The sequence below is a fragment of the Kocuria sp. cx-455 genome (genome assembly GCF_057707085.1).
The window spans coordinates 194,713-220,880 of record NZ_JBYIPM010000005.1; the positions used below are offsets into that span (position 1 = coordinate 194,713).

A 26,168-nucleotide genomic window follows, 5' to 3' on the forward strand; every position below is an offset into this window, starting at 1 on the left:
CGCGCGCAGGTTGCTCGGCCGCGGACAGTTCGTCAATAAAACTCCCATCTTTCCTTGGCACAATGGGAAGCACTATGACTTCCCAGGATTTCCGCGCCGCCGCGCCCCGCGACCCCGCATACCGAACTGAGCCCACCGAGCAGCAGTCGTGGGATCAACGCATTGCAGCACTGAGCTCCGAGCACCCGCTCAAGCGTGATGAGATGGCCAACTCCGCGCTGATCCGTACGCTGCGCGGGTTGGACGCACCGCACACTCCGGTGTGGTTCATGCGGCAAGCGGGGCGCTCGCTTCCCGAGTACCGCGAGGCACGCGTGGGTACCGGCATGCTGGAGGCCTGTCTCACCCCCGAGCTCGCCGCCGAGATCACCATGCAGCCGGTGCGCCGTCACGGGGTGGACGCCGGCATTTTCTTCTCGGACATCGTGGTCCCCATGAAGCTCGCCGGCGTGGGTGTGGACATCGTGGCCGGCCGCGGCCCCGTCCTGGATGAGCCCGTCCGCACCGCCGCCGACGTCGCTGCGCTGCCCGAACTCCCCGACGCCGCCCTCGATCCCATTCGTGAGGCCGTTTCCCGGACCGTGGAGCTGCTGGGCGACACCCCCTTGATCGGTTTCGCCGGCGCCCCGTTCACGATCGCGGCGTACGCGGTGGAAGGGGGACCGTCCAGGGATCACCTGCGGCCGCGCACCATGATGCACGCGGACCCGCAGGCCTGGGACGCCCTGGCGCAGTGGGCCGCACGGACCTCCGGCGCGTTCCTGCGAGCTCAGGTCGAGGCAGGTGCGTGCGCGGTGCAGCTGTTCGACTCGTGGGCCGGGTCGTTGTCGTTGGCCGACTACCTGGAACACGTCCAGCGGCACTCCACGGATGCCCTGGGAGCGGTTGCCGATCTCGGTGTGCCGCGCATTCACTTCGGCACCGGTACCGGGGAGCTGCTGGCTGCCATGCGGGATGCCGGCGCGGACGCCGTGGGCGTCGATTACCGCATCCCCCTGGACACTGCCGTGGAGCGGGTCGGGAAGCGTACGGTGGTACAAGGCAACATCGACCCCGCGTTACTGGCTGCCCCTTGGCCGGTGTTGCGCGAACACGCTCGCGACGTGCTGCGGCGCGGACAGAGCGCGCTCGCACACGTGGTGAATCTGGGTCACGGTGTTCCTCCGGAAACCGACCCGGAGGTATTGACCAAGCTGGTGGCCTTCATTCACGAGGAGACGCAGTGACTGCTTCGCCCGGTGCAACGCAGACGGGTACCCAGCGCAAGGCCCGCACGGCCCTGGTCGTGGGTGGTGGCGTTGCCGGTTTGACCGCGGCGCGGGACCTCGCTGTCGCCGGATTGCGCGTGACGCTGGTGGAAGCCGACGATCACTTCGGCGGTGCCGTGGGCGCCCACGAAGTAGCCGGTCTGGTTCTTGACTCCGGGGCGGAGTCCTTCGCTACTCGCTCCGACGCGGTTCCCCGACTACTCGAGGATCTGAACCTCAGCGACCGGGTGGTCACCCCTAACCCCTCCGGCTCATGGTTGTACCTGCCCGAGGGTGCCATCCCCGCACCCAACAGCGGGGTCCTGGGGATCCCCGCGGACCCCGCGGCGTCGTCCTTGCGGCGCGCACTAGGTCGTTCCGGAATGGCCCGGGCGCGCATGGATCGGGTGCTGCCCGCCTCCGTGGGCGCGAAGGAACGGTCGCTGGGTGCGCTCGTCCGTACTCGGATGGGCCACCGCGTGCTCGAACGGCTCGTGACCCCGTTCGTCTCCGGTGTGTACTCCACCCACCCCAATGACCTCGACGTGGACACCGTGGCTCCCGGGCTGCGCCATGGCCTGCGTGAACACGGAAGTCTGTGCGCGGCCGCCGGCGCCCTCCGCGCGAACAGTCCCGCCGGCGCCAACGTGGCCAGCCTGGACGGCGGCATGAACCAGCTCAGCGAGCGGTTGGTGCGCGACGTGGAGGCACGCGGGGTCAAGATCGTGACCGACTACGACGTGATTGCGCTGGACCGTGATCCCCGTCGTCCCGGGTGGATGGTCATCCAGCGGCAACCCGCCAATGGTGACAAGACCGCGGTGGCACGCGGTGAGCTGCTGGTCATGGCCGCGGACGGCCCCACCACGGTGCGATTGATGGGCGGGCACCTACCCGATTCGCAACGGTACTCCCCGGAGCCGGGGCCCAGGGTGGCCCTGGCCACCCTGGTGCTCGACTGCCCCGAGCTCGACGGCGCCCCGCGCGGGACCGGCCTGCTGGTCAGTTCCGATGTGGAAGAGGTCCGCGCCAAGGCCCTGACACACTCGAGCGCCAAATGGGCGTGGGTCCGGCGCGAGGCCGGCGAGCACCGCCATGTGCTGCGGTTGTCCTACGGCCGCGCCGATTCGGACCACGACGCGGTGCCGCCAGAGGTTGCACTGCCGGACGGGCACCTCATTTCCCTTGCGCTCAGCGACGCGCGCATCCTCATGGGGGTACACATCGGCCCCGAGCAGCTGGTCGGCGCGGACGTGGTGCGCTGGCACGGCGCCCTACCACGCACCGATGTGGGGCACGGCAAGCGCGTGGCCGAATTCCGCGGTGCGATCAGGGACGTCCCGAACGTGATCGCAGTGGGCGCGTGGCTGTCCGGGACCGGACTGGCCGCGGTCGTGACCGATACACGCCAGCAGGTCGCGAAACTACTCCGCAATCACGGGTACGAACCACCCGCACAGCGTGATTGAGACTTCAGGCATGATTCGAGCATCGAAAGGACACACACGATGAGTGAGCACGTACACGCGGCACAGCAGTCCGCCGTCGAACCGGAGGAAAAGACCGAAGAGCAGCTGTACTGGGCCGTCTACACGGTGCTGGAGCGCACCGGGGATCGCACCCCGGATGCCGATTCCGAGGCCAACCAGGTCGAGTTCGACCGCCTGGTCCAGGAACTGTCCGGGGACAACGTGACGGTGCGCGGCGTGTACGACGTATCGGGTATGCGCGACCACGCGGACCTCATGGTGTGGTTGACCGGTGGCGAGGCGGACGTGCTGCAGGAGGCCGTGCGCAGGATCCGGCGCCAGCCGCTGCTGGGCGGTACCCGGCAGGTGTGGAACGCCATGGGCGTGCACCGCGACGCAGAATTCACCCGTAACCACGCGCCGTCGTACGCGCGCGGTATCGCCCCCGAGAAGTGGGTGTGCGTCTACCCGTTCGTGCGCTCCTACGAGTGGTATTACATGAACTCCGAACGCCGCGCCGAAATGCTCAAGAACCACGGAATGAAGGCCCGCGACTACCCGCAGGTGCTGGCCAATACCATTGCGTGCTTCGGTCTCAACGACTTCGAGTGGCTGCTCGCACTGGAGGCACCCGAGCTCGTGGACCTGGTGGACCTGATGCGCGAGTTCCGCAACACCGAGGCGCGGTTGCACGTGCGCGAGGAGACCCCGTTCTACACGGGACGCCGGATCGAGACGGCCGAGATCGCCGAGGTGCTGCGCTGAGCATGGCACCCACCGACCAACAGACCACCAATGCCCTGAGCGCCGCTCGGGCCGCTGAACCGCGCCACTTCGACGCCGTGATCCTCTCGTCCTTCGGTGGCCCGGAGGGCCAGGAGGACGTGATCCCGTTCCTGCGCAACGTCACCCGCGGCCGCGGCATCCCGGACGAGCGACTGGAAGAAGTGGCCACTCACTACCGCGCCAACGGTGGTGTGAGCCCCATCAACGCCCAGAACCGTGCGTTGCGTGACGCGCTGGAAGCGGAGCTGCGCCGCCGCGGTGTGGCTGTTCCCCTGCTGTGGGCCAACCGCAACTGGGCCCCGTACGTGGCCGATGTGCTCACGGAGTGCAATGACCGCGGCTACAAGGACCTGTTGATCCTGGCCACCAGCGCGTTCTCCGGGTATTCCAGCTGCCGCCAGTACCGCGAGGACTACGGTCTGGGCCTGCAAGAACTCGGGCTGGCGGACACCCTGCACGTGGAGAAGGTCCGCCCGTACTTCGACGAGATCGGATTCCTGACCCCCTCGGTCCACGGCCTGCGGGACGCCTTGGCGGCGCTGCGTGAACGCGTGGGGGAGTCCACCCTGGAGGTACTGTTCACGACCCATTCCGTTCCGGACACCGATGCCCGGGCGTCCGGTTCTGAACGCATCGAGTTCGAGGAGAACTCAGCATACGTGGCCCAGCACCTGGCCGCCTCACGCTGGATCGTGGCCCAACTGGGCGACGCCATGGACAATGTGAACTGGCAGCTCGTCTATCAGTCCCGTTCCGGCCCGCCGCAGATCCCGTGGCTCGAACCGGACATCTGTGACGTGATCGAAACACTTCCCGAGTCCGGGGTCAAGGGTGTGGCCGTGGTGCCGGTGGGCTTCGTGTCCGATCACATGGAGGTCATGTGGGACCTCGACACCGAGGCCAAGGACGCCGCGGCCGAGGCCGGTATCGCCTTCGAACGAGTGGCCACCGCGGGGACGCACCCCGCTTTCGTGGGAGCGCTCGCGGACGCGATTGAGCAGCGGCTCGGTACCGAGACGGCACCGCCGCGCGTGTCGGCGTGCGGGCAGGGAACCTGGTTCGACAACTGCCCCGCGGACTGCTGCACGAAGATCCTGCGCGGCCAGTCGGCACCGCGGCCCACCGTGGCGCAGACCCCGCTGGACCAGCCCATAGCCGTGGGTATGGACGATCACGGCGAGGTGGTGTACCGGTGACCGAGAGCACCTTCACCGTGGGAACCCGTGGTTCCCAGCTGGCCATGACGCAGACCGGTTACGCCGCGGACGCCGTGGGAGCAGCCGCGGGCCTGACCCCCAAGTTGATCACCGTGCGCACCGAGGGTGACGTGCTGACCGGGCCCCTGTCACAAATGGGCGGCACCGGAGTCTTCGCGACCGCGTTGCGCGCCCGATTGTTGGATCGCGATGTGGATTTGGCGGTGCACTCCCTCAAGGACCTGCCCACCGCCCAGGTTCCGGGCCTGGTCATTGCGGCACTTCCCGAACGAGAGGACCCGCGGGACGCCCTGTGCGCCCGCGACGGTCTCACCCTGGACGGGCTTCCGCAGGGCGCCGCGGTGGGCACGGGATCGCCCCGCCGGGTGGCCCAACTGCGGGCGCTGCGTCCCGATCTGAACATTGTCGATATCCGCGGCAACGTGGGCACGCGTCTCAACCGGGTGGCCCCCGGCGACCTGGACGCGGTGGTGCTGGCGGCGTCGGGGCTGAAACGGCTGGGTCTGGAAGGCCGGATCACCGAGTACCTGAATCCGGAACGGATGCTGCCCGCACCGGGGCAGGGTGCCTTGGCCCTCGAGGTATCAAGCGAACTCGCCCGGGACTCGGCCCTGGCCCGTGGGCTGGCCGCCGTGGACGACCTGCCCACCCGATTGGCCGTCACGGCCGAACGTGCTGTGCTGGCGCGCCTCGAGGCCGGTTGCGCGGCTCCGGTGGGAACCTACGCCCGCATGGTCGGCGGTGATCTCCACCTGGACGTGGTGGTCGCCAACCCGGACGGCACCGAGGTCATGCGCCGGTCGGAAGCCACGGACGAACTGTCCGTGGACGCCGCGGCCGCCCTGGGAGTGCGGATCGCGGATGAACTACTGGCCGCCGGCGCCGATCGATTGGCCCGGTTGACCCTGTGATGTCCCGCGTGTTGGTCACCCGCGATCCGGCCGCGTCCCGTGAACTCACGGGGCTGCTGCGGGAGCGCGGGTACGACGTGCGCGTGGCCCCCCTGCTCGAGGCGCAGCTTCCGGAGGACACCGCCGACCTGCGGTCCGCGCTGGGGCGGGCCACTCACCCGCGGGTCCCCACGTGGCTCACCGTCACGTCCGCGAACACCGTGTTGGCACTGGCTGCGGTGGCTTCCGATCCGCAGTGGGGTGGCGCCCTGGAACGCGCGCGGGCGAGCACACCCAAACTGTCCGTCGCCGCGGTCGGTCGCGCCACGGCGTCGGCCCTGCGTCAGGCCGGGATCGGCGTGGACTTCACCCCGCAACGCGAACAGAGCGCAGCCGGTATGTTGGCCGAATGGCCCGAGGCGTTCGCTTCCCCGGGGGAGGCCGCGTTGGTGCCCGCCTCGGAGCTCGCCTCGTCGACCCTTGCCGACGGGTTGACCGAGCGCGGCTACGAGGTCACGACCGCCGTCGCGTACCGGATGGTCCCCGCCCCGGCAGCCGCACCACTGCGCACGGACGGCGCCTCTGCACAGGACGCACTGGTTCTCAACGCCGACGCCGCACGCGACCGGTGCGCGCGCGGCGAGTTCGGCGCGGTGGTGGCCACGGCGCCGTCGCGCGTTGCTGCCCTGCTGGACGGCCAACCACGATCATGCGACCGGACGAAGTGGGTGGCCATTGGCGAGCCCACCGCAGCCGCGCTGCGCCAGCGAGGTTTCACGCCCGTTGTGGCCGATGATCCGAGTCCGGCCGCCCTGGTGGCGGCCGTGGATCGCGCCCTGAAAGATGTACTCAAGATTACTAGTTCGACCGAGGAGAAATCATCGTGAGCTCACACGCACCGCTGTACGACCTGGTGTCACGCCCGCGCAGGCTCCGTACCAGCCCGGCCATGCGCCGCTTTGTCGCGGAGAACCGCGTGAACCCGGCGGAATTGATCCTGCCGGTGTTCGTCAAGGAAGGCATCTCCCAGCCCGTGGAGATCCAGTCCATGCCCGGGGTGGTTCAGCACACCGTGGACTCGCTCAAACGCGCTGCCTCCGAGGCCGTGGAACTGGGGTTGGGCGGCATCATGCTGTTCGGCATCCCGGAGACCCGCGACGCCGTAGGGTCGGCCTCCCTCGACGAGGACGGGATCCTGAACCACGCCATTGCTCAGGTGCGGGCTGAGGTGGGCGATGAGATCGTGGTCATGTCCGACCTGTGCCTGGACGAATTCACCGACCACGGTCACTGCGGTGTGCTCGATGACAACGGCGTGGTCGACAACGATGAGACCCTGCGCATTTACGCCGAGATGGGCGTGGCCCAGGCACAGGCCGGGGCGCACATGCTGGGTCCTTCCGGCATGATGGACGGTCAGGTGGGCGTGATCCGCGCCGCACTGGATTCCGCCGGTTACCAGGACGTCTCCGTCTTGGCGTACTCCGCCAAGTACAACTCCGCGTTCTACGGACCATTCCGCGAGGCCGTGGATTCGGCGCTGACGGGGGACCGCAAGACCTATCAAATGGACCCGTCCAACCGCCGCGAGGCCCTGCAGGAGTTGCAACTGGACCTGAACGAGGGCGCGGACATGGTCATGGTCAAACCGGCCATGAGCTACCTGGACATCCTGCGCGACGTGGCCGAGGTGTCCCCGGTGCCCGTTTCCGCCTACCAGATCTCGGGCGAGTACGCGATGATCGAGGCCGCGGCGGGCAACGGCTGGATCGACCGCGATGCGGCGGTCAAGGAATCCGTGCTGTCCATCAAGCGTGCGGGGGCCAATTCGATTTTGACGTACTACGCCGCCGAACTGGCGCGCTGGTACCGCCAGGACAACGGAAACTAAGTCAGACCGCCGCTGCGCGAGCCCCAACCGGCCGCGGCGTACGTGACCGGGGTGAGCCCCGGCGGAAGGAACCGAGAAATCTCATGAGTGTCTCCCAAGAACTGTTCGACCGAGCCCAACGCGTGATGCCCGGCGGGGTGAACTCCCCGGTGCGCGCCTTCAACTCCGTGGGGGGAACCCCGCCGTTCATTTCCGCGGCCAAGGGCCCGTACCTGACCGATGTGGACGGCCGCGAGTACGTGGACCTGGTGGGTTCATGGGGTCCGGCGCTGCTGGGCCACTCCCATCCCGTGGTCCTCGAATCGGTGCACGAGGCCGTGGAACGTGGTCTGTCCTTCGGCGCGACCACTCGCGGAGAAACCGAACTGGCCGAACTGGTCGTGGATCGTGTGGCACCCGTGGAGGAGATCCGCATGGTCTCCACCGGTACCGAGGCCACCATGACCGCACTGCGCCTGGCCCGGGGGTTCACCGGACGCGACCTGATCATCAAGTTCGCCGGTTGCTATCACGGTCACGTGGACTCGCTGTTGGCCGAGGCCGGTTCGGGTGTGGCGACGTTGGCCTTGCCGGGCTCGGCGGGCGTGACCGAAGCGACGTCGTCCCAGACGCTGGTGCTGCCGTACAACGACGTGAGCGCCCTGGAAGAGGCGTTCGCCGAGCACCCGGGCGAGATCGCCGCGGTGATCACCGAGGCCGCCCCCTGCAACATGGGCGTGGTGACCCCGGAGCACAACTTCAACGCCGAGATCCGCCGGGTGACCCGCGACAACGGTGCGCTCATGATTTTTGACGAGGTGCTCACCGGTTTCCGCGTGCACGAGGCCGGCTACTGGGGCCTGAGCAACGAGGCCGAGGGCGGCTGGGCCCCGGACCTGTTCACGTTCGGCAAGGTGATCGGCGGCGGCCTGCCCACGGCGGCCCTGGGTGGTCGCGCGGACATCATGAATTATTTGGCGCCCACCGGCCCGGTCTACCAGGCGGGCACGCTGTCCGGTAACCCGATCGCCATGGCGGCCGGGCTGGCCACGCTCAAGTGCGCCGATCGCATTGCGTACCAGACCATTGATCGCCGTTCCGAGCAGCTCCGGGACGCCCTGCGTTCGGCAATGGACGCCGCGGGGGTGAACTACTCGATCCAGGAAGCTGGCAACCTCTTCTCGATCGCGTTCGGTACTCGCGACACCGGTGTGCACACTTACGCGGATGCCAAGGCGCAGGAGGCTTTCCGCTACACCCCGTTCTTCCACTCGATGCTGGAGGCCGGCGTGTACCTGCCGCCGTCGGTCTTCGAAGCGTGGTTCCTGTCCGCGGCCCACGACGACTCGGCCATGGACCGGATCATTTCTGCCCTGCCGGCCGCGGCCCAGGCCGCCGCGGAAGCCCAGCCCGCGCAGCACTGATTTATTGTGCGCGGGTAGGGCGCCAAATGATGCGGTCTTACTGCACGGTAGAGCGATGTACCGTGCAGTAAGACCGCATGAGTTGGCGCGTGGGACCCGGGCAGGCCCGGGACCGGCGTTGGTGGCCGGTCAGCCCCGCGGGTGGACCGGCCAGGTGCCGTCCACCACGGCGTCCGGATCGCGGCGCCGGAAATACTCCTGCAGGGAGGCCGCTTGTTCGGCGGCCCACCCGACCTGCGCCTGGTGGAGTTCACTTGCCGCGGTCTGTAGTTCGACGAACTTCTCGGCCATGGCGGTGGCCAGCCGTTCGGTGGCCAGGGCATCCGCCGCCGAGGTGTGGGCGGCGTCCAGGATCACTCCGTACTCCTTGCACAGTGCACCCAGCGTGCGTTTGCCCTTGCGGAACCGGTGAACCTGCTTGTTGAGGATGAACGGGTCGAGCACGGGGAACGGCCGGGTCACGGGTATCTCGTGACGTTCGCACTCCCTGGCCAGCACGGTCAGATCATAGGCGGCGTTGAACGCGAGCACAGGCGTGCCATCCGCCCACAGTTCGCTCAGCACGGTGGTCAATTCGGCGACGACGTCGCTCGCGGCCTGCCCCTCGGCCCGCGCCTTCTCGGTACTGATGCCGTGGATCGCGGCTGCGGCCTCCGGGATCTCCACACCGGGATCGGCGAGCCACTCCCACTCTGTGAGCACCGCACCGTCCGGGGCGACGAGCACCACCGATGCCGTGACGATGCGGGCGGTCTGCGGATCGCGCCCGGTGGTTTCCAGATCGAAACACGCCCTGGGGAGTTCGGTCCAGGGAGTTGCGGGGCCCACGTCGAACAGCGTGTCCTGTACGGGATTCTCCCCGGTATTGCGGGCCTCAGGGGGTTGGACGGTTTCGGGCACGTCGAAGAGGGCCGGCTGTTCTTGCGAAGAGTGGTGCTGCGGGGAAGGCATGGCCATCACGCTACCGGCTCGGCCTGAGAGCGTCGTTATGCGTGTCCGCCGGGCGTGATGTGATGGGACCATGCAGATGCAGCAGGAGACCCCCTGGCGGATTCTTCCACCGCGCACCACTACGGGGAGCGGCCCGGAGTTCATTCCGGACGCCCACCAGCGGGCCGTGATCGAGCTGGAACCGGGGCACGGACCGGTTCTCGTGCTGGGCGCTCCGGGGACCGGGCGATCGAGCACGGTCGTGGAATGCGTGGTGCATCGGCTGGCGGCGGGCGCGGACCCGCAATCACTCTTGGTGCTGGCACCGACTCGAACTCAGGCCGCGGAGCTGCGCGATGCCATCAGCGAACGGGCGGCAGCGACCATCAGCACGCCACTCGTCAGGGCCTGGCAGGCGTACGCGTTCGACCTGCTGCGTCGCGCCCATGGGCGAGGGTTGCTACCCGGTGTCGTCGAAGCACCGGTGCTGCTGTCGGGGCCCGAACAGGATGCATTCATCGCTGACATGATGCGCGGACACACAGCGGGACACGGGACAGGAATGGTGTGGCCGCCGGACTTGGATCGAGCCCTGCAAACCCGCGGATTCAGGGGGCAACTGCGCGAACTCTTCGACCGCATGAACGAATATCGCATGTCCCCGGAACAACTGGCCCGGTGGGCAGAACCTCTGGGGCACCCGGAATGGCGCACGGCCGCGGCCTTCCGCGCCGAGTACCAGCAAGTGCGTGCGCTGCGCATGCCCAATGCCTTCGACCCGTCCGCGCTCGTGGACCGGGCCGCCAGGGTACTCGAGGAGAACCCCGAGTTCCTCCAGGAAGAACGTACGCGATTGGCCGTGGTTCTCGTCGACGATCTCCAGGAGGCCACGCCATCCGTTCACCGCATGATCGGTGTGCTGACCCGAGGGGCGGATGCCATCTACACCGCCAATCCGGATACCACCGTGCAAGGATTCCGAGGGGCCCGGCCGGACCTGCTGCGGACCCTTCAGGACCGAGTCGGGACGGAACGGACGCCCCTGCAGCGGATGTCCCTGGAGCTCACGCACAGGCTTCCCGCGACCATTAATGAATCGTGGCAGCGCGTCTCCCGGGCCATCTCCGTGGTGGCGGGGGCCCGGACCAACCGAGCACCGCAGTCGTCGGGGGAGGACCCTGGATCGGTACGTGCGGTGGTGTTCGACTCGCCCACGGCTCAGGCCCGATGGTGCGCGGATCATTTCCTGCGGCTGCATCTGTTGCGGGGCGTGCCCTACCGGGAGATGGCGGTGATCGTGCGCAGCGGTTCCCAGCTGGCCTCATTGACGCGGCAGTTGGCATCCCTGGGCGTCCCCACCACATCCTCCGCCGCGGAAACCCCGCTTCGTGAGGAACCGGCCGTGATTCCCCTGCTCAATGCACTGCGGTTGCTCCTGGATGCGGAGCAAGCAGGCGCCCAGCCGGATACCGATGAACCCCAGGACACAGCGGCCGGCGATGAGCGGCCACGGTTGCTCACCGCAGAAGCCGCCGTGGCATTACTGACATCGCGGCTGGGGGGCGCAACCCCCATGGACGTGCGTCGCATCCGGCAGCGGCTGCGCGTCCATGAGCTCAGCAGCGGCGGTGGCCGTACCAGTGACACCCTGCTGGTCGAGGCGTTGACCCACGGCGTGCTGCTCGAGGCCGCCGGAGTGCGATCGGGCCCGGCCCACCGGATTGCGGACATGTTGCAGGCTGGCCAGGAGGCGTTGGCCGTACCCGGCGCCACCGCCGAATCAGTGTTGTGGGCGCTCTGGGATGCGTCCGGGGTGGCCGAGCTGTGGCGGCGACGGGCCGTTTCGGGCGGCGCGGACTCGGTGCGAGCCGATCGCGATCTGGACGCTGTGGTGGGCCTCTTCGAGTCCGCCGAGCGTTTCGTGGACCAGGTTCCCGGCGCCACCGCTCAAGCCTTCATGGACTACATGGAGCACCAGGAACTGCCCATGGACACCTTGGCCGCTCGCGCCCCGGCCGAGGACAATGTATCGATCATGACTCCGGCGGGATCCGCGGGCCGGCAGTGGCAGCACGTGGTCGTGGCCGGGGTGCAGCAGGGCGTGTGGCCCAACACGACCCTGCGTGGCCAGCTGCTCGGAACCGACGTCCTCACCGATGCCCTGGACTTCGGGGTGGAGCAAGCCGCGCGGATCGGGCCACTGGATCGGCTGCGCCAAGTGCGCTTCGACGAACTGCGTCAGTTCGCCACCGCGGTGTCACGCGCGAGCTGCTCGCTCGTCGTCTCGGCGGTCTCCAATCAGGACGAGCAGCCATCCGAACTGCTGGACCTGGTGGCCTCCGGATGGGGCGGTGGGGACTCGAGCATCGAGCTGGAACACCTGGCTGCTCCCGTGCCACTGACCTTGCGCCAACTGACCGGTTCGCTGCGACGCACGGTTTTCGCGGCGGATGAGGCGCCCGAATTGGGGGAGGCGGCGGCACGATTGCTGCATGAGTTCACAGCGCTGTCCGACCCCGTGCGCGGGGCGGATCCGCATGAATGGTGGGGCTGGGCGCCGCTCAGCAGTGATGAGCCCTTGTTCGCTTCGCACGAGCCCATCCCGGTGTCACCCTCCAAGATCGAAACCATTCACCGCTCGCCCCTGGACTGGTTCGTGAGCGAGGTCAAGGCGGAGGAGGTCACCGACTTCAGCCGCAGCCTGGGAACGCTCGTGCACGATATTGCCGAAACCATGCCGGATGCTCCGAGCACGGAGCTGATTGCCGAGCTGCGCCGCCGGTGGCCGAGCCTGGGCATGCCACCCGGGTGGGTCACCGATACCGAGTTGGAACGTGCGGAGGCCATGCTGAGCAAGTTCGCGGAGTACGTGATCAATGCGCGCAAGGACGACAGGCGCGAGTTGGTCGGAGTCGAGGGCAGCTTCCATGTGCTGGTGCGGGGCGACGCGCGGGATGCTCTGTTGCGCGGTCGGGTGGACCGGCTCGAGGTCGATGCCCACGGCCATCACGTGGTGGTCGATCTCAAGACCGGGAAGGCCCAACCGGCGGGAAAGAAGATCGAGAATCATCCGCAGCTGGGCGCCTACCAAGTCGCGCTGCAAGCCGGGGCGGGCGAGCAGATGCGGCGCGAGGTCGAGACCAGGAACAAGGCCGCGGCCGTCGGTGAGGATTCGGAGGCAGCGGTACGGCAAGCCGCCTCCGAGCCCATTGAACTTCCCCAGGGAACCGTCATGGCCCAACCGGGCGGAGCGCTCCTGGTGCAACTGGGAACGAGTACCAAGAAGGTGAGTACCCAACATCAACCGCCCCTGGACCCGGACCATGTCTGGGCCAGGGATCTCATTACGCGTGCCGCCGAGCTGGTCGCGGGAACGCGGTTCGAAGCACGCCACGATTCGGAACACGGCTCCAATTTCGGTTTACGGTGCACCCTGCCCTGGGTGTGTCCGTTGTGCGCAGAAGGTCGACAGGTGAGCGAACAATGACCACCCCCCAGTACTCTCCCTTCGACATTGCCGAGGCCCTGGGGGATTTCCCCCCCACGCAGCAGCAGGCCGAAGTCATTTCCGCTCCGCTGACGCCGCGACTCGTGGTGGCCGGAGCGGGGTCCGGGAAGACCACCACCATGTCCGACCGCGTGGCGTGGTTGGTGGCCAACGGTCTCGTGGAACCGGAACAGATCCTGGGCGTGACCTTCACCCGCAAGGCCGCCGGTGAATTGGCCGAGCGGATCCAAAGCAAACTGCGGGGGCTGCGCCGCGCGGGGCTGCTGGGTGCGGACGCGCAGTTGGCCACGGACCCGCATCACTCATCCGTTGCACCCGAGCCCGGTGCCACAGAGGATCCTGCGGTGCCGCAGGAGCCCACAGTGAGCACCTACCATTCCTACGCGAACTCGCTCGTGCGCAGCTACGGACTACGCCTGGGCGTCGAAGCGGACACCGTGTTGCTGGGGCAGGCGCAAGCATGGCAACTGGCGCACCGTCTCGTGGAGAGCTGGGACGGGCCGCTGCCGGAGAGCATGCCCGCCGTCTCCACGCTCACCACCGGACTGATGAGTCTGGCCTCGGAGTCCTCCGAGCATCTGGTCTCTGCGGCCCGTGTGGGTCAGTGGGCCCATCAGTTCCGAATGAGTTGCGCGGACGTCCCACCCGTGGGACGGAAGAAAAGCATCGGCAAGCCGGCCCAGGACGCCCTCAAACGTCTGGAAACCACGGAACTGCTCGCGCAGCTGGTTGAGCAGTTCCAGAGTGCCAAGGCCTACGAGTCCGCTTTGGACTACGGTGACCTCTTGGCGCTCGCGGCAGAGATTGTCACCGTCGATCCTCGAGCGTGCGCCACCGAGCGTGACCGGTTCAAGGTCGTCCTGCTGGACGAATTCCAGGACACCTCCCACGCCCAGCTCAAATTGTTCTCCGAGCTGTTCGGTCAGGGGCACTGTGTCATGGCCGTGGGTGATCCACAGCAGTCCATTTACGGGTTCCGCGGGGCGTCGGCGGGACAACTCTTCAGCTTTGTCGAGAACTTCCCGCGCAGTCATGGCCAAGACGCGGAACCGGCAGCGTTTGCGGATTCGAGTTTCCTCACCGTCGCGTGGCGGAACTGTCGATCGGTCCTGGAGGTCGCCAACCGAATTGCCGCGCCCCTGCGGACGCCTCCGCAATGGAACCGCTCCGCGAGTGCCTTGCAGGTTCCCCCGCTCGATGCCTCCCCCCAAGCCTCGGTGGGGTCCGTGCGGGTCAGCCGCTACATCACGGACTCGGATGAGGCCCGGGCCACGGCGCGGGCCATAGCCGACCAGCGCAAAGCACACGAGGGCCAGCCGCTGGAGGAGATGCCCACCATGGCGGTCCTGTGCCGAAAACGGGCGCAGTTCGAACCGATCCGCTTGGAACTCGAGGCCATGGACGTGCCCTACGAGGTGGTCGGGCTGGGCGGGTTGCTCAGCACCCCGGAGGTCGCCGACATCGTGGCAACGCTCTACGTCCTGACCGATCCGGGTCGCTCCGATGCTCTGGCCCGGTTGTTGGCGGGCGCTCGCTGGCGCATTGGTCCCAAGGACCTCGCCGCGCTGGGAGACTGGGCGGGCCATCTTGAAAAATCCCGCTCGCGCGCCGCCGCTGCCCGGGGCACCGAGCTCTCCGCGGAAGAGCTCTCCCAGCTACCCGCGGAAGACCCCGGGGAGGCCGTGGTGGAAGGGGACATCGTGGACCGGGCCAGTCTGATCGAGGCCATCGAGACGTTGCCGTCGGACACCTGGGTGTCCCATCGTGGTCGTTCCATCAGCGCCCAAGCCCTGGGCCGGATGCGGCAGTTGGGTTCCGAGTTCACTCACTTGCGGTCGGCACTCGGGGACGAACTCACCTCCGTGCTCCACGAGGTGGAAACGACCCTCGGTCTGGACGTGGAGCTGGCTGCGACCCCCGGCAAGACGCCCGCCCAAGCGCGAAAGAACATCGACAGCTTTTACGACCAAGCCGTCCAGTTCAGCGCGACCACTCGCACGCACGACGTCGCAACGTTCCTCTCCTGGCTCGAAGCTGCCGCGCATGAGGAGAACGGGCTGGACCTGCCGCCCGAGGAAACCCGTCACGACGCCGTCCAACTGCTCACCGTGCACGCAGCCAAGGGCCTGGAATGGGATCACGTGTACGTGCCGGGCATGAACCAGGGGGACTTCCCGTCCAAGCGAAAGTCGGCGTGGACCGGGGACGCCTCCAAACTGCCCTGGCCACTGCGCGGTGATGCCCAGCAATTACCGCAATGGAATGCCGATCCCACGGACGTGGAGACGTTCAAGGATTCCTTTGACCTCTTCCTGGAGGACGCGGGCGCGCACGACGAAGCCGAAGAACGCCGCCTGGCTTACGTGGCGTGCACGCGAGCCAAGACACTGCTCGAGCTCTCGTGCTCCACGTTCCGCGGTACCGCGAAGACGGCACATGAGCCGTCGGTCTTCCTGGACGCCGTGCGGGCCATGACGGAGGAGTCCCATCCCGGGGTGGAGCTGGGGGAGTGGGCGCAGGTGGAACCGGGCACCGAGAATCCTCAGGCGGACACGGTGGTGAGCGCCCTGTGGCCGTACGACCCCTTGGAAGGCCCGGAGATCACTCGGAAGGAGCGCTCCGTGGACGGTCGGGAAACGGTCACGGTCTCGACACCGGTGCACAGCGGGCGGCGTGAACGCATGGACCGCGCCGCGCGCGCGGTGCAGGCCGGTGGCTTCGACACCACCGGCGAGCTCACCGCGGAACACCTCGAAGAGGGTGAATACGGTGCAACGATCAAGCGCTGGCGGCGAGAGGCGGAACTCCTGCTGGCCAAGCGCAATGCGGTGGAGCAGCGCAACACCGTGCACATGCCGTCCCACGTGTCCGCGTCGGCGTTGGTGGCCATGGACACCAACCCTGAGGCGTTCATCATGGAACTGCGCCGCCCCATGCCCGCCCGCCCCGGTTCTGCTGCTCGCGCCGGTACCACGTTCCACACGTGGGTCGAGAACTTCTTCGGAGATTCGGCGATCTTCGACATGGACGAATTGCCCGGCGCGGATGATTACGTGGATGAAGAGCTCGACCTGCCCGGGCTGGCCGAAACATTCAAGAACAGTCAGTGGGCAAGCCGTCAGCCGTATGCCGTCGAGTTGCCCGTGGAGACGCCGGTGGGTTCGGTGACCGTCCGTGGTCGCATCGACGCCGTCTTCCGTACCGACTCGGGTGGCTGGGAACTCATTGACTGGAAAACCGGGCGGGTGCCCCAGGGTAAGGACCTGCGCCGTAAGTCAGGGCAGCTTGCGCTCTACCGCCTGGCCTTCGCGCGGTTGCACAATCTGGACCTGACGGATGTTTCCGCCGCGTTCTACTACGTGAGCGAGGACAAGGAAATCCGCCCGCACGACCTTGCGACCGACAAGGAACTGGAGGCCATTGTCGAATCGATGTACTCGGTGCACGGCTGAGCCGGCCCACCCATCGGGTGCCCCACGCGCCCGAGCGTGCGTGGCGCGTAGGAGTTATTCCACGGGACGCACAGCGGAGGAGTCCGTGGACCCGGACCGCCCGGGCGCGGACCCTTCCGGGCCCGACTGCTCCTCGGGCTCCGCGGCGGGCGGCTCCGGGATCACCCCGGGCGCAGGGGAGCCGGTGCGTTCCACGTCCAGGGCCAGGGTGTTGAGCATCCGTTCGGCGTCCTTGATCATGGTTTCGACGCCGCGGTCCACCCCGCGCACCAGCCACTCGGCCAAAGCGAATTCTGCGGACAGGTGCGCCCGACGTAGCAAATGCCGGTCGGGCGGCTGAACCGCGGCCACCGAGTACGTCTCCAGCGCCGTGTCCGCGAACTGTGAGTTCGCCATGCCCACGAGCCACGCGAAATCCACGGCGGGGTCACCCACGTGCAGATCGCTCCACCCGGTCAAGGCACCCAGCGCGCCCTCGTGCACGATCACGTTGTCCTCGTGGAGATCACCGTGCACCACGCGGGTCGAAAACCGCCACAGCGTGGTGTCCTCGAGCGCTTGTTCCCAGCGGCGCAACAACTGGCCGGGGATCCGGCCGGTTGCGGCGGCGCGGTCCAGATCGTGGAGCATGCGGCTGCGGCACTGCTCGGCGCTGTAGGCGGGCAGATCGGCGTCCATGACCAGGGCGCGGGGAAGTGAATGGACGGCCGCGAGTGCCCGGCCAACCTGGACGGCCAGGGGAGCACGGGGTTCTGCGCTGGGTGCGGGCGCACGCGAAGGCGCCACGGGATTCTCGTTCTGCCGGGACATCTCACCGAGGGTGAGCGTGGTGCCGGGCAGGTGGGAGTACACGAACGTGCGCAGCCCGGACTGCTCCACGGAACCGACCACGCTGGGCAGATGGAAGGGGAGGTGCGCGCGGACGGAGGGCGTAAAGGCTCCGAGGACCAGGTGTTCGGTCTCCAACCTGATGCTGGCCTCCGCATTGAGGGGGCTGCGAACACGCCACCGCTTGTACTGTGTGTCTTTGACCACGCACGATCGGAAATCCGAGTTGTCATCGGGAGAAGGACCGGTCGCTACCGGCGCGATTCCGGGCACCGCTGCGGCGGCAATGGCTGCGAGCATTTCGGGGGTCGTTCTCACCTCATCCACACTACCGGCCGCGCCCTGAGCACGGGCACCACGGTTACCCACAGCCACCGGGGAGCTACCGGGACACGACGACTACAGTGGACGGGTGACTCCTTCCGAACCCAACACCTGGACACCTGACCACACCGTGCCGGGCCTGGACCCCGGGGACCTGCCGTTTGCGGCGTCGGCCTTCGACCGCGACGCCGTGGACCGCGAACACCGCGACCTGCGCGCCGCGGCGGGTTCCGATCCGTCCGCGCGGGTGCTCGTCATGGTGGGCGGTGACGCGCCCGTGCGCGAAGGGCACCTGGTGCTCGAGGATTACGACGCCGCTCCCGCCGCGAGCGAGGACCCCGCCCACCCGGATGTCTACCTGGGCAGGTTGCACGGGGACGGCGCACCGGTGCTGCTGCGCAGTTTTGCGGCGGGCACGGAGGTCCTCGACCAGAGCGACGTCGTGCGGGCCGGGTTACGCACGTTGGGAACCGAACTCGAACCGGAGGAAACATCCCTGCTGGTCACCGCGCAGTCGGTGGGCCTGTGGCACCGTGACCACCCGCGATGCCCGCGGTGCGGCACGGTGACCGAGGTGATCCGTTCCGGTTGGGCCCGGGAATGTCCCGAGGACCAGACACTGCATTTTCCTCGCACCGATCCCGCGGTCATCGTGGCCATCACCGACGGACATGAGGACCCGGAGCGCGAACGCATTCTGTTGGGCCGGTCCTCGCTGTGGGCCAGCAACCGGTACTCCACGCTGGCCGGATTCGTGGAACCCGGGGAGTCCGCGGAGCAAGCGGTGGTGCGCGAAATCTATGAGGAAGCCGGCATCGTGGTGGGATCGGTGCACTACCAGGGCTCGCAGCCGTGGCCGTTCCCCCGTTCGCTCATGCTCGGATTCCGAGCGGTCGCGCACACCATCGACTTCACGCCGGACGGTCAGGAAATCCTGGACTTGCGCTGGTTCACCCGCGCGGAACTGAAGGCCGCGGCGGTGGAGCGGACCATCGTGCTCCCCGGTCGGATTTCGATCGCTCACGCCCTGATTGCGAGCTGGTTGGGCGAGCCGCTCCCGGAAGGTGCCTGAGCCGGTGGTGAGTGAGGCGTCCGCCGAGGAGCGCATCCTGGGCGGCCTGGATCCCGAACAACGCGTGGTGGCCACCACCCTCCAGGGGCCGGTGTGCGTGCGCGCCGGGGCGGGCACGGGAAAGACCCGCGCCATCACCCACCGCATCGCGTGGGGAATCGCCACCGGTGTCTACACACCCCAGAAAACTTTGGCGCTCACGTTCACCGCGCGGGCGGCCAACGAAATGCGGCAGCGCCTGCGTCAGCTGGGGGCACCCGGTGTGCAGGCGCGCACGTTCCACTCCGCCGCGCTGCGGCAATTGCAGTATTTCTGGCCGCAGGCCGTGGGCGGGCCCCCGCCCGGTCTGGTCAATCACAAGGCCCGGTTGCTGACGGAAGCAGCCCAGGCCATGCGCCTGACCACCGATCGGGCCACCGTGCGCGACGTTGCGGGAGAGATCGAGTGGGCCAAGGTCTCCATGCTCACCCCGGACACCTACGCCGCAGCGGCCGAGAAACGCAGCATGCCCATGGGCTACGACGTACGCACCATGCAGCGGCTCTATCAGTCCTACGAAGATCTCAAGGCGGATCGCCACCTGATCGACTTCGAGGACGTGCTGCTCATCACCGTGGGCATCCTGGAAGAGGACGAGCGGATCGCCGCCGCCGTGCACTCCCAGTACCGCCAGTTCGTGGTGGATGAATATCAGGACGTCTCGCCGCTGCAGCAACGGTTGCTCGATGCGTGGCTCGGGCAGCGGGACGACGTCTGCGTGGTGGGGGATGCCTCGCAAACCATTTATTCGTTCACCGGCGCGACCTCCCGGCACTTGCTGGAATTCCCGTCCCGTCATCCGAACGCGCGCGTGGTGGAATTGATCCGCGACTACCGGTCGACTCCTCAGGTGGTCAACACGGCCAACCAGTTGCTCGCCGCGCGTCGCCCCGCTGCCGGGTCCACCCCCGGAACGTGGGCCACACCGCTCCAGCTCATCTCCCAGCGCCCGGCCGGTCCCGAACCGTCCTGGAACGAATACCCGGACGACGAGGCCGAGGCCGCCGGGGTTGCCACGCGCGTTCAAGACCTCATGGACGACGGCGTTCCCGCCCGGGAGATCGCCGTCCTGTTCCGTACCAACGGACAATCCCAGGCCTTCGAGGCGGCGCTCGCCGACGCGAACATCGGTTTCCAACTGCGCGGCACCGAACGGTTCTTCAACCGGCCCGAGATCCGGCAGGCACTCGTGCAGATCCGGTCCGCGGCCAGAACCCTGGGGGATGCTCCCGTCCAGGTTCCGCAGCAGGTCAGGGACATGCTCACGTCCCTGGGCTATTCGGCCCGCGCGCCCCGCTCGGACAGCGCGACACGGGCCCGGTGGGAGTCGCTGTCGGCGTTGGTGTCCCTGGCGGATTCCATGGCCCATCGGGCCTCGGACGAGGACGAGGAGTTCACTCTCCAGCAGTTCTCGGACGAGTTGGAACGGCGGGCCAAGGCTCAGGAGGCGCCGGTGATGGACGGGGTGACGCTGGCCTCGATGCACTCGGCCAAGGGCTTGGAATGGGATGCGGTGTTCCTTGCGGGGCTGTCCGAGGGGCTCATGCCCATCTCCTTCGCGGACACAGCGGACGGCGTGGACGAAGAACGCCGGCTGTTCTACGTGGGCATCACCCGTGCCCGAGAGCATCTCGTGTTGTCATGGTCTCTGTCTCGCACGCCCGGGGGCCGGCCCACAAGATCGCGCTCACGGTTCCTGGATGCGATCGTGCCCGCGGCGTCCTCGAACGTCGCTCAGCGGCGGGCTCGCCGCGTCCGATGAGCGCGAAGACCGGGGCGTGATCAACCGAGCCCCGTGGCAGCGGTCGATCACCGGGGCTTGCTGAGCTGACGCGCCAGGTAATGCCGATGATTGACGGGCATCAGGCGTGAGATCACGTCCACCAGAACCGCCGTCCGTGTGATGATCACACGCTCCCTCCGGTGCGCCACAGCGTCCACGATCTGCGCTGCGGCACGCTCCGGTGGCATCGTGAGGAAGCGGGCAAAACCAGCACGCCGGCGTTGCGCTTCCTCAGGGTCGAGGAGGGAACCGGTGCGCGAGTTGCGGGCTATGTTCGTGGCGATCCCACCGGGGTGCACCACGCTCACGCCGATGCCCCGTGGAATCAGTTCGGACTGTAATGCCAAGGTGAAGCCGCGGATGCCGAACTTACTGGCCGCGTACGCGCTCTGTCCGGCCGGTGCCACCAGACCGTACAAGCTGGAAACATTGACGATGTATGAGCCGCTTTCGCGTTGCAGGTGGGGCAGGAACGACTTGGTCATGGCTATCGGGGCGCGCAAATTGATGGCGAGCACCCAGTCGAGGTCCGCCATCGAGATCTCATCCACTGTCCCGTTCAGGGCCACCCCCGCGTTATTGATCAGCAGGCTCACCCGCGGGTGCACCGCGGCCACGGCGGTCGCCAGGTCATCGAAGTCGGTAGGCTGCGCCAGGTCCACCACGTGGGTCGAGATGACCGAGTCCGGGTATTGGCGGGTGAGTTCTGCCCTGACGGCATCGAGACCGCTCCTGTCCCGGTCCACGAGCGCGAGATCATTGCCGCGCCCGGCAAGATTCATGGCAATCGCTCGTCCGATGCCACTGGCCGCGCCCGTGATCACCCCGCTGCCACCACCGAAATCAAAGGGCCCGAGACCCCGGGGTTTCTTACTCTCGGAGCTGATGGGCATGACCCTCTCCTTGATCCACGCCGTCCCAGAACGTCCGGGCCAGGCGAGCGAACTCATCGGCTTGTTCGATCTGCGGGCCGTGACCCGTGTCCGGGAACCGGTGCGTGGCTGCGCGCAGCATTCGGGCTCCGCGCTTGAGATGCCGGACGGGCAGGACCGTGTCCTTGTCACCCCACACGATGAACGTGGGGACACCGGTGGCACGCACACGGGGCGTGAGCGCTCGCCGCCACCCACTCTTGACACCGGTGACGGAGCCGAGTGAACGCAACATGTCGAGAAAGGCCTCCGTGCCTCCGGGACGCCGCGCCAGTTCGAAACCACGTTGCACGCGGGCGGACGTGGCGAAACGCGGGTCGTGGTACATGGCTTCTTCGGACCGCTGCGAACCCCTGCGACTGGGCCGCAACAATCGTTCGCCCACTCCGGGGATACTTGCCACCCGGAGAACGGGACTCACGCCCCGGCCGAAGCCTGCCGAATTCGCCAGCAACAGACTGGAAACGAGTTCGGGATGGTCCGCCGTCAATTGCATGGCCACCGCGCCACCAAGACTGTTTCCACCCAGATGAACAGGGCCGATATCCATGCCTCGGATGAAATCTGCCACCGAGTGGGCCAAATGCTCCAGCCGCATCCCACGGGGTGGTGGCTGGGATGCTCCGAATCCGGGGAGATCCACGCTCCACACCTGATAGAAATCACTCAGCAGTTCATGCTGTTCGTCCCAGTCGGAGAGGCTACGACCAATGCCGTGGATGAGGAGTACTGGCTTGCCCTCACCTGTGACGCGGTACCGTAGGCCGTTCCACGTGTCGGTGCTCATGAGTTCACCTCCGCGGCGGCATCGGATGACACCGCATAGTCGAGCTGGCTGTCCAGTTCGGTGCCCGGGCGGAACAACACATAGTCCCGGAGATAATTCTGTCGTACGAGCCACGCGCCGCCGCGGCCTTGGCGGGGCATCAGATGTGCGCCGCGTCGGACGTAGCCCGACGCGAGGTCAATGAGGGGGCGCAGCTCGGACCTGGAACCGGAATATCGAGGAGTGACCACCCGAGCGCCCCGCCGCTTCGCGCGGTCCAGGACACGGCGGAAATATCTCGTGATCAGGTCCACGCGCAGCGTCCAGGAAGAATTCGTGTACCCGATGGCAAAGGCCAGGTTGGGTACGCCGTCCAGCATCATGCCGCGGTAGCTCACGCGGGTGGCGGGATCTATCGTTTCGCCGTCCACCACGAGGTCCATATTGCCGAAGAACTGCACATTCAATCCCGTGGCCGTAACGATCACGTCCGCGGGCAGGTGGCGCCCCGAGCCCAACCCGACGCCGTCGGAGGTGAATCGCTCAATGGTGTCGGTCACCACCTCGGCCTGCCCGCGACGGATGGCCTTGAAGAAGTCCCCGTCCGGTGCCGCGCACAAGCGCTGGTCCCAGGGATCGTAATCGGGGGTGAAATGCTCTGCCACGGGGAAGGTGGGGCCCAAATGTCTGGCCACGCCCTTGCGCAGTAGTTCCCTCATGGCCTGGGGGCGGCGTCGGCTGTACTCGTAGACCACCATGCCCCGCATGATGTTGCGCCACCGGTTGGCTTCCCCGGCCACGCGAGGGGGCAGCCACTTGCGTAACTTCATGCCGGTTTCGTCCCGGCCGGGCACGGAGGCCACGTACGAGGGGGATCGTTGCACCATGCTCACGCGGGCACCGAGCTGCGCCAGGGCGGGCACGAGCGTTACGGCCGTGGCCCCACTGCCGATCACGACCACCCGTCGGTCCGCGACGTCCAGGCTTTCCGGCCAGTGCTGCGGGTGTACCACCTCGCCCCGGAAGTCCTCGAGGCTGGGCCAGTCCGGGGTGAAACCTCGGTCGTAGCGGTAGTAGCCGGTGGCCATGAAGAGCCACCGCCCGGTCATTTGGGACACGTCACCCGTGTGTGCGTCTTGATAGGTGACAGTCCACATGCATGTGTGGGAGGACCACTCGGCGCGTTGCGCCCGTTGGCCGAAGCGGATGTTCGACGTCACCCCGGCTTCATCGGCGGACGTGCGGACGTAGTTCAAGATGGTCTCGCCGGGGGCCAAACTCCGATCCTCCGTCCAGGGACGGCTGCGGTACCCGAAGGTCGCCATGTCCGAATCGGAACGGATTCCGGGGTAGCGGAACAGGTCCCATGTGCCACCCACTGCGTCCCGCGCCTCGAGAATGGCCACTGTGTGGGTGGTGCCCGCGAGCTCTCGTGCGGCCCCGATTCCCGAAATACCGGCACCGATAATAATCACATCAACGTTGTGCGCTTCCATGCTGCCTTTCAACGCTCTGGTGGTGTGGCTGCTCCGAGCGGGAGGCCCGATCGTTGCGAATTTCCCGCGTCCATGCGAGGGCAAGGTGGTTACTAACACGTGTTAGTAGAGTGGCCCCAAAGTGTAGCAGGTCACATTTACCCGACAACAGGGCCTGCGGACCCGGGGGTTGATTAGCATGTGGACATCGATGGAAAAGGAGGGATCCGCGGCATGCAGGGACGCAACGACCCACCGCGTCGAGCCACGAGTGCCGACGTCGCGCGGTTGGCCGGTGTCTCCCGAACCACCGTCAGCTTCGTGCTGAATGACACCCCGCACCAGTCCATCTCGCCCCTCACACGCGGCAGGGTCCTGGAGGCCGCACGGCAATTGTCGTACGCGCCGTCGGCGGAGGCGCGGTCCTTGAGCCGCGGGCACTCGAGTTCGGTGCTGCTCTATCTCCCTCCGGCGCGTGCGCTGTTGGAGGACGTGGGCGAGATCATCGAGCGGCTTTCGGTCTTGTTCGCTCAAGCGGGTCTGTCCATGGTGATCCATGCGTGGACCCGCAGACCCGCGGCCCAAGTATGGTCATCGGTGACGCCCGCCGCGGTTCTGGCATGGGACCTGCGGGATGACGATGCCGAGCTCATGCGTCACAACGGTGTGCTCGGCGTGGTTTCCTGGACAGGCTCTGATGCCATGGGCCGGTGGATCACGGGCCCTCGTGAGGAGGAGATTGTTCGGCTGCAGGTGGAGCGTCTCACTCGAGCGGGCCACCGGCATCTGGTGTACGCGGTGACCGGTGGGGACCACATGCATGGTGCCGCCCAGTGGCGATATGAGGTGTTGCGGCGCGAATGCGCGTCACTGCAGCTGCCCGAGCCGACCGTTCTCCACGTTCCCGCTGATCCCCGCGGGGCCGCCGAGTCCCTGCAGGCGTGGCGGGCGCAGCATCCGGCCGCATCGGGGGTGTGCGCCCACGATTCCACCGCAGCGCTGGCAGTGCTGTCGGGCATGCGACAGCTGGGGTTGGCTGCGCCCCGCGATCTGGCCGTGGTGGGGGTCGGCGATTCTTCGGCGGCAGCACTTGCCCAGCCACCCCTGACCATGGTCGCGCTGGATCCGGACATCACCGCCCGCTACATCGTGGATGTCATTACATCCCTCGTCCGTGGTGCGCCTACTCCGCCCATCCCCCGCACGAGCGGGGCATTGATCGTGGACCGCAGCTCCGTGTGATCCGCTCACGTCAACCGTCCAAGGTGCACAAGCAGTCCCCGCGGGGTGTCAACTCGGCCCGGTGGAGTCCGTGGCGGATCGTCAGACCCACCGGAGCCTCGACGGCCCCGTCGGCTCGAGGGCAGGCCTCCGAATCCAAGGCCTGCCCTAGCAGCCCGACCGTCAGCTGGGACGCGGTGATGACGCGTGTCAACGTGGTGATGGCGGGGGAGTGCGGGGTGGCCACCGCTCCGTGATCACGCAGTGGCTGATTCCGCAGCAGTCTGCGCGCATCACGGACGGCTGCCTCCAGGCACTCCCGGCACGGGCGGCGGTACCAGGGGAGCAAAGGCCAGGTCAGGGACACGGACCCGTCCGTGACGGTCGTGATGGTGGGCAAGTGAGCGTCCGGCGGCGTGGCCAACACCGGCACGGAAAGATCCTGGGGGAGCGGCCCCGCCACACGGGTGCTGCGCAGCATGACGGCCGTGGGGATGACCGAGGAGCAGAACAGCTCGGGCGCGCTCAGGGGAACGCAGCGCGGCCACCGAGCACGGAGCAACTTGCGCAGCGCGTATTCCCGCGGTGAACCCGTGAGTGCGGGGGGATAAGGTCCCGCCGCTGCATCGTGGGCCGTCACGGGAGTGGGATCCGTGACGTTAATCAGGCACACACCGGCGTCCGCCATCAACAGGGCGGTGGTCGCGGCGATGGGGTCCAACCCCGCGAACAGCACATGTACCTCATCGGGCCGGGTGCCGGATGCGCAGAACCGCTGATCCGCCGCATGAGACGTTGAGGTGGCGGGTGTGGGTGCCATGAGCTGCTCCGATGGTCGAGGATCGGGTGGTTCCCCCAGGCTGCCAACGAGTCGAGGAAGGCGCAGCACAAAACCCGTCATCCACAGTTCGAGTGTGCCCGCTCGGCCCGCGGAT

General features: G+C 67.4%; 19 protein-coding genes. 13 read left to right on the forward strand and 6 right to left on the reverse strand.

The genetic code is table 11. The features are described from left to right. The first annotated feature begins 74 nt into the window (after positions 1-74). The 8 genes from hemE (at position 75) to hemL (ending at position 8,903) form a co-directional block, all read left to right on the forward strand. Positions 75-1,226: a uroporphyrinogen decarboxylase gene (gene hemE, locus AC3ENJ_RS09335; protein WP_431813828.1), complete on the forward strand. Its 1,152-nt coding sequence runs from the start codon at positions 75-77 to the stop codon at positions 1,224-1,226. After that, a complete protein-coding gene (hemG, locus tag AC3ENJ_RS09340) occupies positions 1,223-2,716 on the forward strand; it encodes a protoporphyrinogen oxidase (RefSeq protein ID WP_431813829.1) in 1,494 nt (497 codons plus the stop codon). Before hemE ends, hemG begins: the two co-directional genes overlap by 4 nt. Positions 2,717-2,755: 39 nt before the next feature. Then, positions 2,756-3,481, forward strand: coding sequence for a hydrogen peroxide-dependent heme synthase (hemQ, locus tag AC3ENJ_RS09345; protein ID WP_431813830.1), 726 nt, complete (start codon positions 2,756-2,758; stop codon positions 3,479-3,481). 2 nt (positions 3,482-3,483) lie between these two features. Then, positions 3,484-4,698, forward strand: coding sequence for a ferrochelatase (locus AC3ENJ_RS09350; RefSeq protein WP_431813831.1), 1,215 nt, complete (start codon positions 3,484-3,486; stop codon positions 4,696-4,698). Next, complete coding sequence (gene hemC, locus AC3ENJ_RS09355) at positions 4,695-5,630, forward strand: hydroxymethylbilane synthase (protein ID WP_431813832.1); 936 nt, start codon at positions 4,695-4,697, stop codon at positions 5,628-5,630. Before AC3ENJ_RS09350 ends, hemC begins: the two co-directional genes overlap by 4 nt. Beyond that, the gene (locus AC3ENJ_RS09360) at positions 5,630-6,496 is read left to right on the forward strand and encodes a uroporphyrinogen-III synthase (protein WP_190780035.1); all 867 of its coding nucleotides are present in this window, start codon (positions 5,630-5,632) and stop codon (positions 6,494-6,496) included. The genes hemC and AC3ENJ_RS09360 overlap by 1 nt, the downstream gene beginning before the upstream one ends. Next, on the forward strand, positions 6,493-7,500 hold the full coding sequence (gene hemB, locus AC3ENJ_RS09365) for a porphobilinogen synthase (RefSeq protein ID WP_190780036.1): 1,008 nt from the start codon (positions 6,493-6,495) through the stop codon (positions 7,498-7,500). The genes AC3ENJ_RS09360 and hemB overlap by 4 nt, the downstream gene beginning before the upstream one ends. An 83-nt stretch (positions 7,501-7,583) precedes the next feature. Next, positions 7,584-8,903: a glutamate-1-semialdehyde 2,1-aminomutase gene (gene hemL, locus AC3ENJ_RS09370; protein WP_190807040.1), complete on the forward strand. Its 1,320-nt coding sequence runs from the start codon at positions 7,584-7,586 to the stop codon at positions 8,901-8,903. 129 nt (positions 8,904-9,032) lie between these two features. Here the strand turns inward: hemL and AC3ENJ_RS09375 are convergent, their stop codons facing one another. Beyond that, positions 9,033-9,854 (reverse strand): 3'-5' exonuclease, encoded by an 822-nt coding sequence (locus AC3ENJ_RS09375; protein ID WP_431813833.1) that lies wholly within the window; start codon positions 9,852-9,854, stop codon positions 9,033-9,035. Positions 9,855-9,924: 70 nt separating this feature from the next. Between AC3ENJ_RS09375 and AC3ENJ_RS09380 the strand changes: the two genes are divergently transcribed. Both AC3ENJ_RS09380 and AC3ENJ_RS09385 read left to right on the forward strand, forming a co-directional pair. Then, entirely contained in the window at positions 9,925-13,320 is a 3,396-nt protein-coding gene (locus AC3ENJ_RS09380; RefSeq protein WP_431813834.1) for an ATP-dependent helicase, read from the forward strand. Further along, positions 13,317-16,793, forward strand: coding sequence for an ATP-dependent helicase (locus AC3ENJ_RS09385; RefSeq protein WP_431813835.1), 3,477 nt, complete (start codon positions 13,317-13,319; stop codon positions 16,791-16,793). Before AC3ENJ_RS09380 ends, AC3ENJ_RS09385 begins: the two co-directional genes overlap by 4 nt. 54 nt (positions 16,794-16,847) lie before the next feature. On the opposite strand, the gene AC3ENJ_RS09390 is transcribed toward AC3ENJ_RS09385, so the two are convergent. Next, a complete protein-coding gene (locus tag AC3ENJ_RS09390; protein ID WP_308495833.1) occupies positions 16,848-17,939 on the reverse strand; it encodes a macrolide 2'-phosphotransferase in 1,092 nt (363 codons plus the stop codon). A 94-nt stretch (positions 17,940-18,033) separates the two neighbouring features. Between AC3ENJ_RS09390 and nudC the strand changes: the two genes are divergently transcribed. Then, positions 18,034-19,017 (forward strand): NAD(+) diphosphatase, encoded by a 984-nt coding sequence (nudC, locus tag AC3ENJ_RS09395; RefSeq protein WP_431813836.1) that lies wholly within the window; start codon positions 18,034-18,036, stop codon positions 19,015-19,017. A gap of 7 nt (positions 19,018-19,024) precedes the next feature. Beyond that, positions 19,025-20,818, forward strand: a complete 1,794-nt coding sequence (locus AC3ENJ_RS09400) for an ATP-dependent helicase (RefSeq protein WP_431813837.1) — start codon at positions 19,025-19,027, stop codon at positions 20,816-20,818. A gap of 47 nt (positions 20,819-20,865) precedes the next feature. Here AC3ENJ_RS09400 and AC3ENJ_RS09405 read toward each other — a convergent pair whose 3' ends face one another. Genes AC3ENJ_RS09405 through AC3ENJ_RS09415 form a run of 3 tightly spaced genes read right to left on the reverse strand, consistent with a single transcriptional unit; the run spans position 20,866 to position 24,033 of the window. Beyond that, positions 20,866-21,732 carry an SDR family NAD(P)-dependent oxidoreductase gene (locus tag AC3ENJ_RS09405; RefSeq protein WP_431813838.1) on the reverse strand — a complete coding sequence of 289 codons (867 nt, stop codon included), beginning with the start codon at positions 21,730-21,732 and terminating at the stop codon, positions 20,866-20,868. After that, entirely contained in the window at positions 21,710-22,558 is an 849-nt protein-coding gene (locus AC3ENJ_RS09410) for an alpha/beta fold hydrolase (protein ID WP_190780044.1), read from the reverse strand. Before AC3ENJ_RS09410 ends, AC3ENJ_RS09405 begins: the two co-directional genes overlap by 23 nt. Next, positions 22,555-24,033 (reverse strand): flavin-containing monooxygenase, encoded by a 1,479-nt coding sequence (locus AC3ENJ_RS09415; protein ID WP_431813839.1) that lies wholly within the window; start codon positions 24,031-24,033, stop codon positions 22,555-22,557. The genes AC3ENJ_RS09410 and AC3ENJ_RS09415 overlap by 4 nt, the downstream gene beginning before the upstream one ends. Positions 24,034-24,246: 213 nt before the next feature. Here AC3ENJ_RS09415 and AC3ENJ_RS09420 point away from each other — a divergent pair, with 213 nt between their 5' ends. Then, positions 24,247-25,254, forward strand: coding sequence for a LacI family DNA-binding transcriptional regulator (locus AC3ENJ_RS09420; protein WP_190780046.1), 1,008 nt, complete (start codon positions 24,247-24,249; stop codon positions 25,252-25,254). 10 nt (positions 25,255-25,264) lie between these two features. Here the strand turns inward: AC3ENJ_RS09420 and AC3ENJ_RS09425 are convergent, their stop codons facing one another. Further along, positions 25,265-26,053: a hypothetical protein gene (locus AC3ENJ_RS09425; protein WP_190807048.1), complete on the reverse strand. Its 789-nt coding sequence runs from the start codon at positions 26,051-26,053 to the stop codon at positions 25,265-25,267. Positions 26,054-26,168: the final 115 nt, after the last annotated feature.

What these genes read in the sequence shown, in the direction of transcription:
- hemQ (WP_431813830.1), top strand. Translation starts at nt 2,756, where the DNA reads ATGAGTGAGCACGTACACGCGGCACAGCAGTCCGCCGTCGAACCGGAG.
- AC3ENJ_RS09380 (WP_431813834.1), top strand. Translation starts at nt 9,925, where the DNA reads ATGCAGATGCAGCAGGAGACCCCCTGGCGGATTCTTCCACCGCGCACC.
- AC3ENJ_RS09405 (WP_431813838.1), bottom strand. Translation starts at nt 21,732, where the DNA reads ATGCCCATCAGCTCCGAGAGTAAGAAACCCCGGGGTCTCGGGCCCTTT.
- AC3ENJ_RS09385 (WP_431813835.1), top strand. Translation starts at nt 13,317, where the DNA reads ATGACCACCCCCCAGTACTCTCCCTTCGACATTGCCGAGGCCCTGGGG.
- AC3ENJ_RS09410 (WP_190780044.1), bottom strand. Translation starts at nt 22,558, where the DNA reads ATGAGCACCGACACGTGGAACGGCCTACGGTACCGCGTCACAGGTGAG.
- AC3ENJ_RS09425 (WP_190807048.1), bottom strand. Translation starts at nt 26,053, where the DNA reads ATGGCACCCACACCCGCCACCTCAACGTCTCATGCGGCGGATCAGCGG.
- AC3ENJ_RS09415 (WP_431813839.1), bottom strand. Translation starts at nt 24,033, where the DNA reads ATGGAAGCGCACAACGTTGATGTGATTATTATCGGTGCCGGTATTTCG.
- AC3ENJ_RS09420 (WP_190780046.1), top strand. Translation starts at nt 24,247, where the DNA reads ATGCAGGGACGCAACGACCCACCGCGTCGAGCCACGAGTGCCGACGTC.
- hemE (WP_431813828.1), top strand. Translation starts at nt 75, where the DNA reads ATGACTTCCCAGGATTTCCGCGCCGCCGCGCCCCGCGACCCCGCATAC.
- AC3ENJ_RS09360 (WP_190780035.1), top strand. Translation starts at nt 5,630, where the DNA reads ATGTCCCGCGTGTTGGTCACCCGCGATCCGGCCGCGTCCCGTGAACTC.
- AC3ENJ_RS09375 (WP_431813833.1), bottom strand. Translation starts at nt 9,854, where the DNA reads ATGCCTTCCCCGCAGCACCACTCTTCGCAAGAACAGCCGGCCCTCTTC.
- AC3ENJ_RS09350 (WP_431813831.1), top strand. Translation starts at nt 3,484, where the DNA reads ATGGCACCCACCGACCAACAGACCACCAATGCCCTGAGCGCCGCTCGG.
- hemL (WP_190807040.1), top strand. Translation starts at nt 7,584, where the DNA reads ATGAGTGTCTCCCAAGAACTGTTCGACCGAGCCCAACGCGTGATGCCC.